A 15,957-nucleotide genomic window follows, 5' to 3' on the forward strand; every position below is an offset into this window, starting at 1 on the left:
GCACAGCGGCTGTTCGTCGCACTCAAGACCCGCGGCGTACCGGTGGAGCTGCTCCTGTTCTCCGGTGAAGGACACGACATGTCCCGCTCAGGCCTACCGAGCCATCGAGTGGCCCGGTTCGAGGCGATCCTCGAATGGTGGGACCGCCACCTCTGACCGGCACCGCACGGGGCCCCGGTTCCCTCCACGGGGCCGGGGCTCCCGTATGACCACACACCAACCTGTTCACACCAACCCATTGACACCTGTTCATGCTCAACTGAATGGATCTGGAGGACTCATGAGTCAACCAGTGGCCCATCGTCGGAGGGCCCGGCCCGCCGTCGACGGAGAGCGTCTTCTCCGCCGAGTCGAGGAACTGGGCAACATCGGGCGCGATGCGGTGACCGGCGGCATCACCCGCGAGGGCTTCAGCCGCGCCGACCGGGAGGCCCGTACGTACCTCATGGAGCAGAGCCGGTCCGCCGGCCTCGCACCGTCGGTGGACGCGGCCGGAAACATCACGGTCCGCTCCCGCCCGCTGGGCACCGGACCCGCACGGCCCGCCGTACTGATGGGCTCCCACCTGGACACCGTGGTCAACGGTGGTCGGCTGGACGGCGCGTACGGAGTGCTGGCCGCCCTGGAAGTGGTGCAGGTCTGTGCCGAGTCCGGCATCGACGGCGAGTTCGAGCCCGTGGCGGTCGCCTTCTCCAACGAGGAGGGCGCGCTGTTCCCGCAGCCGTTCTTCGGGTCGTCCGTCCTCGCGGGCCGGCTCGCCGACCTGCCTCGGGAACCCCTCGACCACGAGGGCCGTCCGCTGCGCGGCCCGCTGGCGCTGGCCGGCGGTGACCTCGACGCCCTGGGCACCGCGGTGTGGTCGGCGGATTCGCTGGCCGCCTACCTGGAGCTCCATGTCGAGCAAGGGCCGGTCCTCGAACGGGCCGAGAACCGTATCGGCGTCGTCGACGGGATCACCGGGCGCACGGTCCTCACCGTCGAGATCAGCGGAAGCGCCGGTCACGCCGGCACCACCCCGATGCCGGGCAGGCGTGACGCACTGGCCGCGGCGGCCCGCGCGATCCTGGCGGTGGAACACATCGCCAAGACGCTGAGGCTGTGCCGGGTCGCCACCGTCGGGCGCCTCGACATTCACCCGAACTCGCCCAACACCATCGCCGACACCGTGCGGCTCACGGTCGATCTGCGGGACACCGTCGCCGTACGGATGGAGGAGGCCGAAGCCGTCCTGCGGCACGATCTGGAGGACCTTTCCCGGCGGACCGGCACCGTCATCGAGGTCGTCGCCCGTACGTACTCCGGTCCCGTGTCCACCAGCGCGAACCTGCGCGGCCTGATCGAGGAGAGCTGCCTGGAACTGGGTGCGCCGTACCAGTCCCTGCCCAGCGGCGCCGGCCACGACGCCCTGGTCGTCGCCGACATCACGCCCACCGCCATGATCTTCGTGCCGAGCGTGGGCGGCGTCAGCCATGTCCCGCACGAGGACACGGACCCGGTCGACCTGATCCTCGGCGCGGAGGTACTGCTGCGCACCGCTCTCAAGGTCGCGCGGATCCGGGCCCACTGACCACCGCGTTGCCGGTGCCGCCCGACGGTCGTGACCGGTGGTGGATGTCGGGCCGGCGGTGCGCCGGCCCGTGTCCACCACGTGGTCACGACCGTCGGGCGCATCCAGGTGCGGCCGGAGGGACTTGAACAGCCTTGGTGGAGACGGGCTCCTCTGTGAAGCTGGGGCGATGACCATCACACCGGAATGGGAGCAGCGCTCCACCGACCTGTGGGCCGCCATCGACGAGTACGACGCCGCCGACTTCCGCGCGAAGATCGGGGCGCTGGCCGACGAGCTTCCCGAAGGACACCCCGTCGGATACTTCGAGCGGGCGTCGGCGCACGACTCGACCGGCGAGGGTGAAGCGGCCGTACCGCTCTATCAGAAGGCGCTGGTTGCCGGACTGTCCGGCGAGCGCAGACGGCGTGCCGTGATCCAGATGGCCAGCACGCTGCGCGCACTCGGGAACGCCGAGACGAGCGTCGAACTGCTCACCGCGGAGCGGGACAAGGGCTCCGACCACCTCGACGACGCCGTCACCGCCTTCCTCGCGCTGGCGCTGACCGACGTCGGCCGGGAACGGGAGGCGGTCGGGCTGAGCCTGGGCGCGCTCGCCAAGCACCTGCCGCGCTACAACCGCTCCCTCGCGAACTACGCGAAGATCACGATGGGCGAGGAACCGACGGCCTGACAGAGCCTCGCGCCGGCCCGGGCTCCGAGGCCCGAGGGCTTGGGCCCCACCCCCCGTGGCAGCTCCACCGGCGGCGGGGCCGGCTGTTCTCCTCCCGCGGCCGGCGCGCACAAGGTGTTCAACTCCCTCTCTACACAACCGCGTTGGCTGAATCGGTAGGTTGAGTCGCCGCTCACTGATGCCGGGAAGGAAGCCGCGGGATGGAGCAGAAGCAGCGAGTGCGGGGCGCGGCGATTCCGGCCGGGCGGCTAGCGGAACTGCTGGCCGACATGACCACCGCACGCCCCGCCTACCGGCATCTCGCGACGGCCGTCCGCACCCTCATCCTCGACGGCGGCGTCGCCGTCGACGCCCGCCTGCCCGCGGAACGGGAGCTGGCCCCCGCACTCGCGCTGAGCCGCACCACCATCAGCGCCGCCTACGAACAGCTGCGCAAGAGCGGGTACGCCCACAGCCGGCGCGGATCCGGCACCTGGACCGCACTGCCCGAAGGAGCGCTCTCCGCAGCGGAGCCGGACGCCATACCGCCCCGCCCGCCTGACGGCGCCACGCCGCCGCTGCCGCCGCAGAGCGCCATCGACCTCGCCACGGCCGCGCTGCCCATGCCCCAGGACGTGCTCCACCGGGATCTCGCCGAGGCGGTCGGTCAACTCCCGCTCCCCGCCCGCACCTCGGGCTACCACTCCTACGGGCTGCCCGAACTGCGGACCGCCGTCGCCGCCCGCTACACCGCACGCGGCCTACCCACGCACCGGGATCAGATCCTCGTGACGGCCGGCGCGCAACAGGCGCTGAGCCTCGCCCTCTCGCTGCTGTGCGGTCCGGGCGACCGGGTGCTCGTGGAGAGCCCCTCCTACCCGAACGCGCTCGACGCGATCCGGCGCGCCCAGCTGCGCCCCGTCCCGGTGCCGGTCACCGAGGACGGCTGGGACGGCGGGGTCCTCACCTCCGCGCTGCACCAGAGCGTGCCGCGGCTGGCCTACCTCATCCCCGCGTTCCACAACCCCACCGGCGCTCTGATGCCGCCGGACCAGTGTGCCGAGGTGCTCGGTGCCACCCGCAGGCCCGGTACCTGGCTCGTCGTCGACGAGACGCTCGCCGACATGGCCCTGGACACCGGGACACCACGGCCGTTCGCCGCGTACGGGGCCGACGGCGGGGCCGAGCATGTCATCTCCATCGGCTCGCTCAGCAAGACCTACTGGAGCGGACTTCGGGTCGGCTGGCTGCGCGCCTCACCACGACTCGTCGCCGAACTGGCCGAACTGCGGGCGACGGTGGACGTCTCGGGCTCCGTGCTGGACCAGCTGCTCGCCCTCCTGCTGCTGAACCGCGGGGACGGATGGCTGACCGACCGGGTCGATCAGGTACGGCACCGCCGACGAGCCCTCGTCGCCGCGCTGGAGCGGTATCTGCCGGACTGGTCCTGGCGGTTGCCCCCGGGCGGTCTGTCGCTCTGGGTGGACCTGGGGCGGCCCCTCGCCTCCGCCCTCGCCGAACGCGCCCTGGCGCACGGGGTGCGCATCGGATCGGGGGCGCGCTTCGGCGGCGAACCGGGACTCTACGAACACCGGCTCCGCATCCCGTACACGCTGCCTCCCGCCGCCCTGGGGGAGGCCGTACGGAGGTTGGCGGCGGTCCTGGCGGCCGATCCTTCACCGGCCGCGGGCGCGGCCCGCTCCCGCAGCGACTGGGTGGCCTGACTCCTGACACCCCGCCCCGGCGGCCACCAGGCGTGTTCAACTGCGTCCGTCCGCAGTTGAACACGACGATGACCGGGGCCCCGGACGGGCCCTAGTCGATGGTCGCCGGCAGGTGTCCGTACTGAACCGCGCGCACCCCGGCCTGGAAGCGGCTCCGCGCCTCCAGCTGGGCCATCAGCGTGTTGGCGAAGCGCCGTGCCGTACGCGGCGAGACCCCGAGCTTCCTGGCGATCGCATCATCCGTGTGGCCCTCCGCCAGCAGGTGCAGCACCTCGGCCTGCTGCCGGGTCAGGTCCTCCCGCTCGCGCCCGGCCGGCGTGCCCAGCGGCTCCGCCGCCTGCCAGGTGTTCTCGAACAGCGCGCACAGGGCGGCGATCAGGCCCGGTGCGCTGAGCACGACGGCTCCCACGGAGGTGGCGTTGCTGTCGGCCGCCATGATCGCCACCTGCCGGTCACAGATGATCATCCGGTTCGGGAGCGACGGCACCGTGCGCACCTGACCGCCCTTCCCCATCAGCCACTCGGCGTGCGCCACCGTGGCGGGGTCCCGGCGAATGCTGTCCAGGTAGATCGTCCGCATCTGCACGCCGCGTTCGAGCAGCAGTTGGTTGAGCGGACGGGAGGCCCGCATATTGGCCTCCGTCTGCGGGCCGCCCGGAGCGAAGGTCAAAAACTCCTGCCGGACCTGATGGTTGAGCGCCGTCAGATAGTCGCGGATGGACTCCAGACCCCGCAGGAACTGCACCCCGGCTTCGGGTACGTCCTCCTGCTGGCCGGCGAACTCCGAGATCAACCGGGCCGCGGCGGCGCGGCTCGCCTCGACCCGCTGCTGCTGCGCGGCCAGTTCGGCCTGCTGCCGGGCCAACAGGATCTCCATGCCTAAGTGCGGGCTGACCGCGTGGAGTTGGGAGGGGTCCTCGGTGGAGATGCGGACCAACGCGAGCTCGCTCAACCGGTCGAGCGCGTCCCGGATCTCCTGCGCGGGCATCCCCAGCCGGGAGACCAGGTCCTCCACCCCGTCCTGGGGATGGGCGAGCATGGCCCGGTAGACGGCTTCCGTTTGGGAGTCGAGCCCGAGAAGATCAAGCATCTCATTCCCCCGACAGGCCTGTGCGCCAAATGAGTTGTTGAGGCGGATTCGAGCGCGCCTCAAGTGCCGCAGGGGAGGAGAGTAATCCACATCTTCTCGCGATTGACCGAATACCTGATTTTTTAATCCAAGGCTGACCGTTCCGATACCCGGGCGCCGCGCCCGCCCGGCTGCGGGACCCGCCGGGCGCTGCCCCCGGGCAGGTGTTCAACATGATCGGACGTAGACGCCACAAAGCGACTCGTGCCATGTTGCAACCACTCTCCATTGCCTGCCGGGTGTCCCGGCAGACGGTTCCGACGCCGGCAGGAATCCCGCCATGTACCTCGTCCATGTCCACGTGCAGCCACCTTTGGACGGCGTCCTCCTGCCCAGCGGGACGGCCGACACCGTGGCCGCCTGTGTGCGTGACGTGGCCGGCGTCGAGCATGTCGTCGTGCACGCGGACACCCGCCCGCATCCCGTCATCGGTGTCTATGTCAGTGCCGCCACTCTGGAAGCGGCGGAGGAGACCGCGGTGGCCCTGTGGCGGTGCGCCCTCAAGGACCAGCACTCGCTGCGCTGCTGGACGCTGCTGCGGGCCGAGGTACCGATCATCCCCATCGACTCGGACTGGCCGCTCTGAACCGCTCCAGTCGTCCGCCCCACCTCGACCAGACATGTCCTAAGTAGGTCATGGACGGTTTGACCTGCAGTTTCCCCTTTTGGTGGCTCGTGTGGAGCGGCACTCTCTGAGGTGTCAGCGAAACCACGGCACCGGAGGGAAGAATCCATGGCGGTCAGCGAGACAGTCCTGGGCCCAGTCGCGGTATCCGTCTTCGTGCACCAGGCGTCCAGCGTGTCGGAGGACGACTCCGGTTGGCAGTGAGCCGACAGCACGCACCGCCCGACTTCCCCCCGATGCCCATACGCAGAAGAGGAACAGCAATGGATGTCATGACGGCCGTGCTGACCCGCCGCAGCGAACATCGTCTCGTCGAACCGGCCCCCCAGGACGAGGAGTTCGCCTATCTGCTGCGAGCGGCAGCCACCGCCCCCGATCACGGCCGGCTCCGGCCATGGCGGTGGATCCTGGTACGCGGTGAAGGGCGCGCCGCCCTGGGGCGTGCCTTCGCCGACGAGTACGAGGGGCCCGAGTCCAGACGGGAGCAGCTGGAGACCAAGCCCCAGAAGGCACCGCTGCTCGCCACGCTGGTGTTTGCCCCCGTGCCGAACGACACCGCTCACGGCGGCTCCATCCCCGAATGGGAACAACTCGCCGCCACCAGTGCCATGGCCGGCTCCTTGATACTGCTGCTGCATGCCCGCGGTTTCGGCAGTGTCTGGCGCACCGGCCGATTCACCGAGTCCGAACGAACCCGCCGCGTACTGGGGCTACGTCCGCAGGAGCGCCTGCTGGGCTGGCTGTACATCGGCACCCCCCAGCGGCTCAGGCCGTCGAAGCGGCGCGTCCCCCAGGACGTCACCGACCGGATCTCCGTGTTCACACCCGAACTGATGACGTTGTGACCCCCTGGCCGGCCTCGGCGGATGCCGGAGTGGGTCTGGGAGTGGACGGGCTACGACCCGGCTATGAGTCGTCGGTGTCCGCCGAGGCTCCGACGCCGTACAGCGAGCGGCCCGTCGCCCGTGCAGGTTCGTCATGCCTCGCTGACGCCGGACCGGGCCCGCTTGCGGGTCCCGCGGGTCACCAGGCGCCGTGGTAGAGCACGCCCAGGGTGAGGACGGCCAGCGCGGTGGCCAGGAACACGATCCCGCCCACGATGTCGCGGGAGCCGACCCGCAAGTGAGCGATGATCGCGCCGATGAAGTACAGCACGAGGCCGGAGGCGGCGAGAGTCCCCAGAAGCGGCACGGCGAGCCCGGCCAGCAGCCCCACGGTGCCCGCTGCCAGCAACGTGCCCAGCACCGGCACGTACTTCCGGGGTATGCCCTTCATGTCCGCCTGGGCCTTGGGATATTCGTGACCGATCAGGTACGTGACGGCGGCGGCACCGTTGAAGACCACGCCGAGGACGCTGACCGTGACGAAGGCGATGAACACGTTTCTCCGCTCTGGCCCGAACGTCTGGTGATCACTGCGCAACACCACGATGTAATAGGGCTGTTGAGATTTTGCGTGCTTCCCGTGCGCCGCTGATCGTACATGTCGCTCCGGCGCGGGCAACTGGCTTTTCGTGAGCGCAACCGAGTCACCGCGAACGGGAGTTGACCGGACCGTACCCGTCGGCGGGCCGACCGTGGCCCATGTCCGTCCCAAGCGCGGCCCGGAGGTCAGAGGCTGGCGAGCAGGCCGTCGAGCGGGGCGGGTACGCGGTCGAGGTCGAGGGCCTCGGCCAGGACACTGCCGTAGCGGATCTTGCGCCCCTTCTTGGTGCCGAGGAACCGCCGCAACTGCTGTTGTGCGGTGCGGTTCCGCTGCACGGGTTGGCGCAGGAAGGTCTGCAGGGCGCGCACATCACCCTCTGCCCGGACGAGTTCCGTCACCCTTGTCACGCCGAGTGCGCGGATGAGCTCGTCCTCCAGATCGGCGGCGCAGACGAAGAACCCGTGCTGTGCCGCACCGGCCCGCTCCAAGCCCCGGGCGTAGTAACGGCGTTCCGCCTCGTCGCACAGTCCGGTGAGGCGCAGGCCCAGTCCGGGCGGTCCGAGGAGGCGGGCGAAACGCCCGACGTTCATCGCGCCACCCATCGACAGGACGCAGACTCCCTCGGCCGCCAGGTTCCGGCCGCGGTGCGCGGCCAGCGTGTCGACCGCGGCGACGTCGCTCGGCCCTTCGAGCAGAACGACCGCCCGGACGGAACACCGCGCGGCCAGTTCGCGCGCGGCGTCACCGGGACCACCGGCCGCCCACGCGGTGGCTTCCTCCCGGAAAGCTTCCATGTCGGCCATGAGACGAGTCTCCGCCTTCTCCGGCCGCCACCGCAGGGAATTTCCGCCGGCCCGGCACGTCGGCCGGCGGCGAGCGGCCGGGCCGAGGGGTCGGCCTGTGTGGGCGTGGGTCCGCAGGACTGCGGCGGCGATCGTGGGGCAGCCTGGGGCATGGGCTTTCCGACGTGGGCGATCGGCGCCGACGCGGTGGCGCGGACGCTGGAACACAGGCCGGCGGCGGTGATGCCGCCCTTCGGCGACCCCGGTCTCCAAGCCACGACCGAGGCCCTGATCACGCCCGCGACTGCCCGGGCGATCGTCGAGGGCGGGGCGAGGCACCGAGCGCACTTGCCGGCGCCATCGGCGGCCGCGAGGGGCAGTTCGCGGACCATCCAGTCCGGGTCCCCGCCCCGCTGTGCCCCGGCCGCCCTGTCGGCCGCACTCGCCACCCAGGCGGCGGGGGACGAGACGGTGTCGCCCACCGTCAGCGATTCGGCTTCCGCCCAAGCCCAGCCCGGGCCCTCCGACGACACGACGCAGGCCACCCGGGCCCGGGACACCACCGGCCGGCGGATCCGCTTCCCCGCCTGACACCCAGCCAGAACGTGCGTCGGACGTGCGTCACGTGCGTCGAACATGCGTCGAGACATCGCCCGCAACGCCTAGGCCTCACATCGCCTGGAACCGCAGGTCAGCGGCCCTTCTCGGCGGGCTCCAGAATCGCCACGCACTCCACGTGATGCGTCATCGGGAACACCTCACGGGGCGCGCCGTCGCAAGTAACTGCAGTTCAGGTACTGTTTCAAGGATTCCCAGATTTGCCTGTTGGGAGCTGGAGCGTCGAACGAGCGTCACAGCCGAGTGACAGGTCGTGCGTCGCTCAGACACGAGATTCCTCACTGGGACGGCGGACGTACGTACTGGCCTACTGGTCGATCAGCGGCTCACGGCCCGAGGGGCGTACCGCCCTTGGACGCAGTCCCGGAACCGTGCGGCGGTAGCCGGGGTGCGGTGCCTATTCGTCGAATGCTGAGTCCATCTCCAACCTGAGGTCGGTTCCCGCAGGAACGATCTTGACGTACAGACCTGTGAGCTGTCCGGCGAGCTGAGCATTCAAACCACCTCGTCCGATAGCGCTCCGGACTTGATGGTGCGGGACGGCGACGACTGCTCGCTGTCGATCTATGAGAATCCCCGTCGGCTCCGCGTGGACGAGCGCGTTGACAAGGAGGATGCGCTGATCGCTGGAGTAGGCGATGACCTCGAACCTTTCGTTGGCCGTCCCCCCTGACAGTAGGCGCTGGGCACCCCTGATCCGCTCGGCGTCCCTTCCTACGAATGCTCCCCTGACGCTGTTCACCGGTCCGGTGGGCGCCGCAGCAATCTTCGTCAGTGCTCCGGCAACCCGGGCGATCCCCGTGATCACTACCTCGCCGGTCGTCAGCTCGGGCACGAAGCCGACCAAAACACGCTCCACCAGGTCGGCGGCGGTGACGGAGAGAACCAGGGCGCCGTCCGATGGCTCGACGATCAGCGCGACAACGTGGTCCCCCTTCGCCAAGCGCGAGAGCGGCTGGTCCCTGCGGAGCTCTCGGAATTCGTGTGCTGGCAGGACCGCAGGGTGCGCCTGTCCGGTGACGGGATGGTGGACGGTGCAGCGATACGCTTCCGGCGTCCGGCCGGTGACACGCGCGGTCACCGCCATACCGGGTGCCGGGAAATGGTCACTGGAGTCGTTCAGAATGAACGCGACCGCCTCGTCTGGGGTCAAGCACAAGGTATCCACGACGAGTCGCACCAGCCCGACCGTGCGCGGGTAACAGTGTTTGCAGGAGACCTGCACACGGGAAGCGATCTTCAGGATGGTGTCCGCGTGGTCACCCCGGTCACGGGGGCAGGTCCACCGCACCCCGTCCTCCGACGTGACGCCGAGCCGGCGCAGCAGCACGGCAGGGTCTGCCGCGTTCGCCTCAGCAATGCGCCGGTTGAGCGGCGATACCCGGGGCATCGGCACCAACTCCGTCGTCTCACTGCCTTTCACCGCCTCCTTGCGGTACCGGTCCGCTGTCTGCCTGATCAGCTCCAAGTCGACACCCTGACCCTGGGTCGACTTGCCTGCCGGAGGCGGCTCGGTTCCGGTGGACAGGACCGGCAGACGCCACGCCGTGTCGCCTCTGGCCCGCAGAGCCGCGACCCTGGCCAGCATGTTCAGGGCGGCCGATGCCGAGTCCGGCGGAACCATGCGCAGCCGTGCTGCGTAACGCACCGTCTGCGCTGTGGTCTCGTCCAGCCGCCCGTCCGGGCCGACGGAGAAAGGCACGGTAGGCATGCCTTCTGCTGGTGGTCCGCCCGCCTGGGCCCAGGCCAGGAACCGGTCCGGCCGCGCCATCTCACCGATGCGCTCCGTGAAGAGCTGGAGACTGGCCATGTCGAGCGGGCTGCCATCGGCGTAGGCGTCCACCCACCGGTGGGTGAATCCGGCCACCACGGTGTACGCCGGCAGGGCCTCCGGTCCCGGTGGAGCGATGAAGACGATCCTCGCGGCCACGTCGCTCGGTGTCAGACCGCCCGCCCGCAGCGCGTCCGCCGTCTTGAGCTTCGGGTCCGCTGCCTCCCCGGCAGCCCACGGGATCAGCACCTCTTTCGCCGCCATGCCGGGCGGCGTCGGCGGCGAGTGGGTCGTCCGGATCGCGAGGTCGTACCGCGGCGGCGCGCCTGCGGGCGTCGGGGCGTCCGGCAGCGGAACGCCCAGGCGGCGCATGACCCGCTCGTCCACCCAGCTGAGAGCCCGTTGACCGGTGTCGATGTGGTCTTGGCCGTCCGGGTGAGGCAGCCAGGCGAGGAAGCTGGGTGCGGTGCTGCTCAGCTCGGCCAGGCGGCTGGAGATCGCGCGGGTGGTCCGTACGAGTTCGGGCGGCGGGATCACGCCGAGGAGGATCTGGCGAGTCCCTTCGGCGAAGTCGAACTGCCACTGCTGTGGTGGCCGATCGATGTCGCCGACACGGCGGAGCAGGCCGCTGAGGAAGACCTCCGCAAGATGGCCCGAGTCCACCGAAGCGCCCAGTGCCTGCCGTACGAGCTGCATCGCGGGCACGGGCAGCGGCGCGACCGCCGCCAGGTGCGCTGCGAGTCGGTACGCTTCTGTCGATGCGAAAGAGCGGAACCGCAGCACCTCGGCGTACGGCTCCTGGTGAGCACGAGTCCGCGGGGCGCTCGGTGCGTCGGACGGGGTGCGCTGGGGCGCGGGCGCCAGCAGTGGCAGCAGCGCACTGGTGCCCGCCGAGCCGACCAGACGGGTCCACGCGGTCACCGCGTCGGGGGTGGGGGCGAGGACGGGAACGGGTGTGCCGTCGAACGGCCGTAAGTCGGGTGGTAGCACCGGATCTGTGATGCGCCAGGTCGCGTTGGCCGCCGCCGGGCGGCGCGTGGTCACCCGCCAGTGCTCCGCCCGGATGCCGGTACCGGCCCACATCCGCCTGGGGAGCGTGTGCAGCACGGCGATCGGGCTCACCTTGGCCAGCCGGTCGAGCAGATGGTGCATGCGGCCGTCACGCCACGCGCGACCCACGCCATCACTGACCACGATCAGCAGCGTGCGGCCCGAGGGGTCGGCGACGGCGGAGGGCGGGAGCGTTGCAGGAGCCGTGCCGAAGGGGCGGTAGCCCAGCAGTGGTCTGTCCGGGCTCCGGGTGTCCAGGCTGAAGGTGTGGACGACGCGGAACGCGCCGCTGCGTTCCATGAGGAGTCGTACCTCGGTGGCGAGGCGCTGCCAGGGCAGCATGGACACCCCGTCGTCCACTAGGATCGCAAGGTCCAGCCCATGCCCGTTGGCCGAGCGCAGCACGATGTCGGGGAGCCCGGTCTCGGCCATGGCCGCCACGGTTCGGGGAATGTCCAGCTCAGGGCGGCGCGGATCCGGCCGGTGCAGACGGAGTGGGCGTAGCGCACGGCCGAGGGCGAGTTCCGCCCCGCCGAGGGCCTTTTCGCCGGGAGGCCGGACCGATACAGCCGGGACTTCCGGGGGCACGGCGAACGTTCGGTCGGACTCCGGAGCGGGGGCCGCGCCGCCGCGCAGGGCGCCTCTACCGTGCCGGGGCCGCCGGAACGGACCGGTCGACCGGGCATACGTGGCCGGGCCACCGGCGTCCGTCGGCCCCGAGTCGCCCTGGTCGCCTCCCTGGAGGCCGTCGTCCGACAGCGCCCCGGACGTCCGCGCCACCCGCGCCAGCGCGCCGGCGGGGGCCGACGGCAGCCGGGTGGCCAGCCAGAGGGCGTCGAGGAACTCATCGCTCGACAGACCGACTCCGGAGTCTGCCAAGGCGTTCAGCACCCGCTCGAACATGCTCTGCTACACCGTCCCACCGAGTCGGTGCAGTACGGCATCCAGGAGACCGTCGGAATCCAGGCCGACACCGCCGAGGCGCAGGAAGACAGCGTTGAGCAACTGGTCGGTGGCCAACTCGCCACTCGCGCGCCGGGCCAGGAATGCGCGCACGAGTGCATCGAGCCCGTCGAGGGTCTCGTCGTCGGCCCCGCTCCCGTCATCCAAGTGGGCCCGTACGATCGCCCGCAGGCGCTCCTCGTCCGGCTCGGGCAGATCGAGACGGACGCAGCGTCGCAGGAACGCCGGAGGGAAGTCGCGTTCGCCATTGCTCGTGATGACGACGACCGGGAACTCCTCGCAGCGCACCCAGCCGCGCTCGACGTCCGCCCGGCCTCCCGGGTCCCCAGTCACCACCCGGGCCCGGTCCTGCTCTCCGGTCAGCCGGGCCAGCTCGGGGATCTCGAACTCGCCGTCCTCGAAAACGGTCAGCAGGTCGTTGGGCAGATCGATGTCTCCCTTGTCGAGTTCGTCGATCAGCAGAACCCGCGGCCGGGCCCCCGGGAGCAGCGCCGTCCCCAGTGGTCCCAGGCGGATGTAGGAGCCGATGTCCGGCTCCCCGGGCACCGTGCCCTGTTCGCCGTCCCGGTCCCGCCGCAAGCTCGCCTCGCGCAAGCGGGCGATGGCGTCGTAGTGGTAGAGGCCGTCCTGCAGCGTGGTCCGGCTGTTGACCGGCCAGTGCAGCACCCGGCCCAGACCCAGCTCGTGGGCGACGGCGTGCGCCATCGACGACTTGCCGGTCCCGGGCTGCCCCGTGACCAGGAGGGGCCGCCGCAGCAACAGGGCCGCGCTGACCACGTCCGCCTCCTCGGACCCGATGAGATATGGGCGCTCGCGCCGTCGCCCCGCCCCCGGCGATGCTCCACCGAACCGGCGCCATGGCGGTGCTGCGGGGAGATCCATCTCGCGTACCCGGCCGTCGCCCCGGAACAGCCGCCAGTCGTCCCCGAGGTCCTTCGCAGTCACCTGTCGGCCATCCTTCCGGAGTTCGTCAGAGCGTCGGGGGGATCCCCGTATTCGGGCGGCGCGGGGAGCGCCATGCCAGGGTCGTCCCACACCATGGCGGGGCGTGCGGCAACCGTCCTGACCTCGTAGTACACGTCTTCCCGGAAGCTTCGGACCGCCTCCGGCAGATCGGCCAACGCCACGCTGCCCACGATGTCGTCGAGCCGCTGCGCATGTTCCGGGTGCGCGGCCTCACGGTCCCAGAGCACCACGGGGACACCGAAGGCCAGGCAGAGTGCCAAGAGGCTCTCGCGGCGCTTCGGCCCACCGTGCAAAACCACCCATGACACGTCGCTGTGTTGAGTCATCAACTCACGCCTGACCACGCGCGGGTCGGTGTCCTCCGTGATGACAAGGGGGCCCGTGCGCCCGGCCGCCCAGCGCTGCTCGAGCATGTCGCGCCTTCTGTTTCCTCTTGCCGTTTCCCTGTCGTACTCGCGCAGCCGCAACGCCACCTGGTACTCCGCCCCCAGCACCAGGGGACAATCCTCCACGGCCGACGGTGCCAGCCCCCACGAGGCGAGTTCGTCCAGCATGGTGGAGGCCGTCCAGCCGTCGACGGGCACATCCAGATGCTGTCTTCCGACCACCACGTCGATCCAAGGAGAGGGCTCATTGCCCCCGTTGCCGTGCTCCCCGGCCAGCCCGTGGATCTCGCGTCCGATCTCCTCCGCGGTGTACGGCCCGGCCGAGATACCCGCCTCCTCCGGTGCCCGGCCCTCGCGCACCCGCCAGATGTGACAGGTGTAACGCTCGCAGTCCGCATCGTTGCTGGACAGGTCGACGACGATCCGCGTCACTGGCCGACGCCGGGACCTGGCCCACGACGAAGCCTGCGCACGACAGTCGGTCAGGAGGGACCGATCGCGGCCCAGACGCCGCCCGACATCGTCGCACCAGGCGTCCAGTTGCTTCCTGACTGTTTTGTCGGCGACGGCGGCGGACAGGAAGACGGCCAGCCGCAGCAGCGGCGGCATCATGTCCACGCTGTCCCGGTCGAGATCGTTGACGGCCGCCGCAAGCCGCGTCTCCGGCACGGCGCCGTCGTAGACCCATTCGGGCAGGCGGTCGGCCAGCTGCAGTACGTGACGGGCCGCCTGACAAAGGAGGCGGGGGTGGGCGGTGTTGACGGGTGTCAGCAGCTCAAGGAGCCTCTGGTGCTCCCCGACGGACAGGAGGCGGACGCCGTTCTCCGTCCGCCGTCCGAGCGCCACCAGTCGGTTGAGTGTCTTCCGGCGTTCCTTGCCCACCATTTCCGTGAGCAACTCGGCCCAGGTGGCGAGCGCACGTCCTTCGGTGAACAAAAGGACGGCCAGTTCCTCTTCCAGTGGGAGAGCGGCCGTATCCGGCTCCTCGGTGGTCATGTGAAAGCCGAGTTTCTTCGCCAGCCGGTTCGCCTGGTATTTCAGTTGTCCCTCGCTGTCGAACAGCTGCCACAGAAGGTCGACGGCGCCGTCCGGTACGTTGCCCGTGTCGGTGAAGGGGGCGGGCGGGCAGGCGGCGATCACATCGTGCGCCTCTGCTCGGACGAGCTCTTCGCGAATGCGCTGCCACGGCACCGTCAGGGTGCGCCGCACGACCTGTCTGTCCGATAACGGCGTCTCGTTGATGATGTGGTTGGTCACAAGCCCCACGGCAACCGTCAGGTCGTCCTCCCTGAACAAGGGAGCACCACTGTAACCATGCTGGATGGAGGCACCCCTGAGGTCGGCGTCGGCGTAGTAGTACCATGCGTCGGCGGCTTTGATGGTGGTGTCGGCGAAGGTGCCGGGGTCACCACCACCGTGCCACGCCCGAACCTTGAGCCTTTCCGCCATGTCCTGCCATTCCACGGCGCGCATCGAGGGGACGGCGGGCTCATCGAGCTCCAACACCGCCAAGTCCCCCTCCCCCCAGTTGCTCCCGGGACTCCGGCGAGGAGGCACCCACACCACCGGCCGTGCCGTGCTCCGATGTCTTTCCGCGCCCCGCCGCAACATGACATCGAGACGGGCGGAAGGCATCGGCGGCTCGATGTCCATCTGCCCCTTGCCCAGTGCGTCGTTGACCACGTGCGCGCAGGTCAGAACGTAGCGTGGGGAGAGCAGCGCCCCGGCACCCGCGGCGGACGTGTCCACGGACGGAGCTCCTGCATTCAACACCGATACCAAGGTCGGCGCGATGTCCCCCGATCGGCGGAACCACCCCATCCATCAGTCCCTTCGGGTGTCGTCGACGTCCCAGGTGGCCGAAACCGTCATCGTGGCATGGCCGTTCACACCTACAATGCCCAGCTTGAGGTCCTGCCCCACCTGGATTCCGAACGTGACCGAGAGCTGCTGGGGTGGGTCGGCAACCCTGGTGACCGAACGGTGCACCTCCTCGAGCAGCGGCCCCAGCGGGCTGAGCATGAGCCGCAAACCCTCTGCGGCAAGCACCACGGCGCGACCGCGCCGGGCGGACACGGGCGTCACCGTGCCGAAGCCCTCCGGAAGATCCGGCCGGTATTCGCCCTCCTCGACCAGGCCGGCATCCGAAGCAGGCTCCCCGGCATCGGACAACTCCAGCCGCAACACCGCTCCCGCTAACTCGACTTCAAGAGACTCAGGCATGAACACATCTTGTCCGACAGCCCGGTCACGTGGGCAGGAATGCCACAACAGTCCACGGCTGCCTGCGTGGGGTGGG

The 15,957-nt window shown here is 70.1% G+C and carries 14 protein-coding genes; 7 read left to right on the top strand and 7 right to left on the bottom strand.

The genetic code is table 11. The annotated features are described in order from the left end of the window. The first annotated feature begins 9 nt into the window (after positions 1–9). From ABZ910_RS21085 to ABZ910_RS21100, 4 genes are all read left to right on the top strand, one after another. The gene (locus ABZ910_RS21085) at positions 10–156 is read left to right on the top strand and encodes a hypothetical protein (protein WP_361367417.1); all 147 of its coding nucleotides are present in this window, start codon (positions 10–12) and stop codon (positions 154–156) included. 124 nt (positions 157–280) lie between these two features. Next, positions 281–1,567 (top strand): Zn-dependent hydrolase, encoded by a 1,287-nt coding sequence (locus tag ABZ910_RS21090; RefSeq protein WP_361367090.1) that lies wholly within the window; start codon positions 281–283, stop codon positions 1,565–1,567. Between the two features lie 169 nt (positions 1,568–1,736). Then, positions 1,737–2,240 carry a tetratricopeptide repeat protein gene (locus tag ABZ910_RS21095; protein WP_361367093.1) on the top strand — a complete coding sequence of 168 codons (504 nt, stop codon included), beginning with the start codon at positions 1,737–1,739 and terminating at the stop codon, positions 2,238–2,240. Between the two features lie 200 nt (positions 2,241–2,440). Continuing rightward, the gene (locus ABZ910_RS21100; RefSeq protein WP_361367096.1) at positions 2,441–3,943 is read left to right on the top strand and encodes a PLP-dependent aminotransferase family protein; all 1,503 of its coding nucleotides are present in this window, start codon (positions 2,441–2,443) and stop codon (positions 3,941–3,943) included. Between the two features lie 91 nt (positions 3,944–4,034). On the opposite strand, the gene ABZ910_RS21105 is transcribed toward ABZ910_RS21100, so the two are convergent. Then, positions 4,035–5,033 carry a helix-turn-helix transcriptional regulator gene (locus ABZ910_RS21105; protein ID WP_361367099.1) on the bottom strand — a complete coding sequence of 333 codons (999 nt, stop codon included), beginning with the start codon at positions 5,031–5,033 and terminating at the stop codon, positions 4,035–4,037. A 319-nt stretch (positions 5,034–5,352) separates the two neighbouring features. Here ABZ910_RS21105 and ABZ910_RS21110 point away from each other — a divergent pair, with 319 nt between their 5' ends. Both ABZ910_RS21110 and ABZ910_RS21115 read left to right on the top strand, forming a co-directional pair. Then, complete coding sequence (locus ABZ910_RS21110; RefSeq protein ID WP_361367102.1) at positions 5,353–5,658, top strand: hypothetical protein; 306 nt, start codon at positions 5,353–5,355, stop codon at positions 5,656–5,658. 302 nt (positions 5,659–5,960) lie between these two features. Then, positions 5,961–6,542: a nitroreductase gene (locus ABZ910_RS21115; RefSeq protein ID WP_361367103.1), complete on the top strand. Its 582-nt coding sequence runs from the start codon at positions 5,961–5,963 to the stop codon at positions 6,540–6,542. Positions 6,543–6,720: 178 nt separating this feature from the next. Here ABZ910_RS21115 and ABZ910_RS21120 read toward each other — a convergent pair whose 3' ends face one another. Beyond that, complete coding sequence (locus ABZ910_RS21120; RefSeq protein ID WP_361367105.1) at positions 6,721–7,077, bottom strand: DoxX family protein; 357 nt, start codon at positions 7,075–7,077, stop codon at positions 6,721–6,723. Positions 7,078–7,307: 230 nt separating this feature from the next. Next, entirely contained in the window at positions 7,308–7,925 is a 618-nt protein-coding gene (locus ABZ910_RS21125) for a TOPRIM nucleotidyl transferase/hydrolase domain-containing protein (protein ID WP_361367108.1), read from the bottom strand. A 150-nt stretch (positions 7,926–8,075) separates the two neighbouring features. Between ABZ910_RS21125 and ABZ910_RS21130 the strand changes: the two genes are divergently transcribed. After that, positions 8,076–8,495, top strand: a complete 420-nt coding sequence (locus tag ABZ910_RS21130; RefSeq protein WP_361367110.1) for a hypothetical protein — start codon at positions 8,076–8,078, stop codon at positions 8,493–8,495. 424 nt (positions 8,496–8,919) lie between these two features. Here ABZ910_RS21130 and ABZ910_RS21135 read toward each other — a convergent pair whose 3' ends face one another. The 4 genes from ABZ910_RS21135 to ABZ910_RS21150 all read right to left on the bottom strand — a co-directional run bounded on the left by ABZ910_RS21135 (position 8,920) and on the right by ABZ910_RS21150 (position 15,881). Next, positions 8,920–12,246 carry an SAV_2336 N-terminal domain-related protein gene (locus tag ABZ910_RS21135; protein ID WP_361367113.1) on the bottom strand — a complete coding sequence of 1,109 codons (3,327 nt, stop codon included), beginning with the start codon at positions 12,244–12,246 and terminating at the stop codon, positions 8,920–8,922. Positions 12,247–12,252: 6 nt separating this feature from the next. Next, positions 12,253–13,188, bottom strand: coding sequence for an AAA family ATPase (locus ABZ910_RS21140; RefSeq protein WP_361367420.1), 936 nt, complete (start codon positions 13,186–13,188; stop codon positions 12,253–12,255). A 59-nt stretch (positions 13,189–13,247) separates the two neighbouring features. Beyond that, complete coding sequence (locus ABZ910_RS21145; RefSeq protein WP_361367116.1) at positions 13,248–15,407, bottom strand: trypsin-like peptidase domain-containing protein; 2,160 nt, start codon at positions 15,405–15,407, stop codon at positions 13,248–13,250. Between the two features lie 75 nt (positions 15,408–15,482). Beyond that, positions 15,483–15,881 carry a CU044_2847 family protein gene (locus ABZ910_RS21150; RefSeq protein WP_361367118.1) on the bottom strand — a complete coding sequence of 133 codons (399 nt, stop codon included), beginning with the start codon at positions 15,879–15,881 and terminating at the stop codon, positions 15,483–15,485. Between the last annotated feature and the right edge of the window lie 76 nt (positions 15,882–15,957).

It is taken from the genome of Streptomyces sp. NPDC046805 (assembly GCF_040645355.1).
In the GTDB taxonomy this organism is placed as follows: domain Bacteria; phylum Actinomycetota; class Actinomycetes; order Streptomycetales; family Streptomycetaceae; genus Streptomyces.

What these genes read in the sequence shown, in the direction of transcription:
- ABZ910_RS21140 (WP_361367420.1), bottom strand. Translation starts at nt 13,188, where the DNA reads ATGGATCTCCCCGCAGCACCGCCATGGCGCCGGTTCGGTGGAGCATCG.
- ABZ910_RS21110 (WP_361367102.1), top strand. Translation starts at nt 5,353, where the DNA reads ATGTACCTCGTCCATGTCCACGTGCAGCCACCTTTGGACGGCGTCCTC.
- ABZ910_RS21100 (WP_361367096.1), top strand. Translation starts at nt 2,441, where the DNA reads ATGGAGCAGAAGCAGCGAGTGCGGGGCGCGGCGATTCCGGCCGGGCGG.
- ABZ910_RS21150 (WP_361367118.1), bottom strand. Translation starts at nt 15,881, where the DNA reads ATGCCTGAGTCTCTTGAAGTCGAGTTAGCGGGAGCGGTGTTGCGGCTG.
- ABZ910_RS21090 (WP_361367090.1), top strand. Translation starts at nt 281, where the DNA reads ATGAGTCAACCAGTGGCCCATCGTCGGAGGGCCCGGCCCGCCGTCGAC.
- ABZ910_RS21115 (WP_361367103.1), top strand. Translation starts at nt 5,961, where the DNA reads ATGGATGTCATGACGGCCGTGCTGACCCGCCGCAGCGAACATCGTCTC.
- ABZ910_RS21095 (WP_361367093.1), top strand. Translation starts at nt 1,737, where the DNA reads ATGACCATCACACCGGAATGGGAGCAGCGCTCCACCGACCTGTGGGCC.
- ABZ910_RS21105 (WP_361367099.1), bottom strand. Translation starts at nt 5,033, where the DNA reads ATGCTTGATCTTCTCGGGCTCGACTCCCAAACGGAAGCCGTCTACCGG.
- ABZ910_RS21130 (WP_361367110.1), top strand. Translation starts at nt 8,076, where the DNA reads ATGGGCTTTCCGACGTGGGCGATCGGCGCCGACGCGGTGGCGCGGACG.
- ABZ910_RS21125 (WP_361367108.1), bottom strand. Translation starts at nt 7,925, where the DNA reads ATGGCCGACATGGAAGCTTTCCGGGAGGAAGCCACCGCGTGGGCGGCC.
- ABZ910_RS21135 (WP_361367113.1), bottom strand. Translation starts at nt 12,246, where the DNA reads ATGTTCGAGCGGGTGCTGAACGCCTTGGCAGACTCCGGAGTCGGTCTG.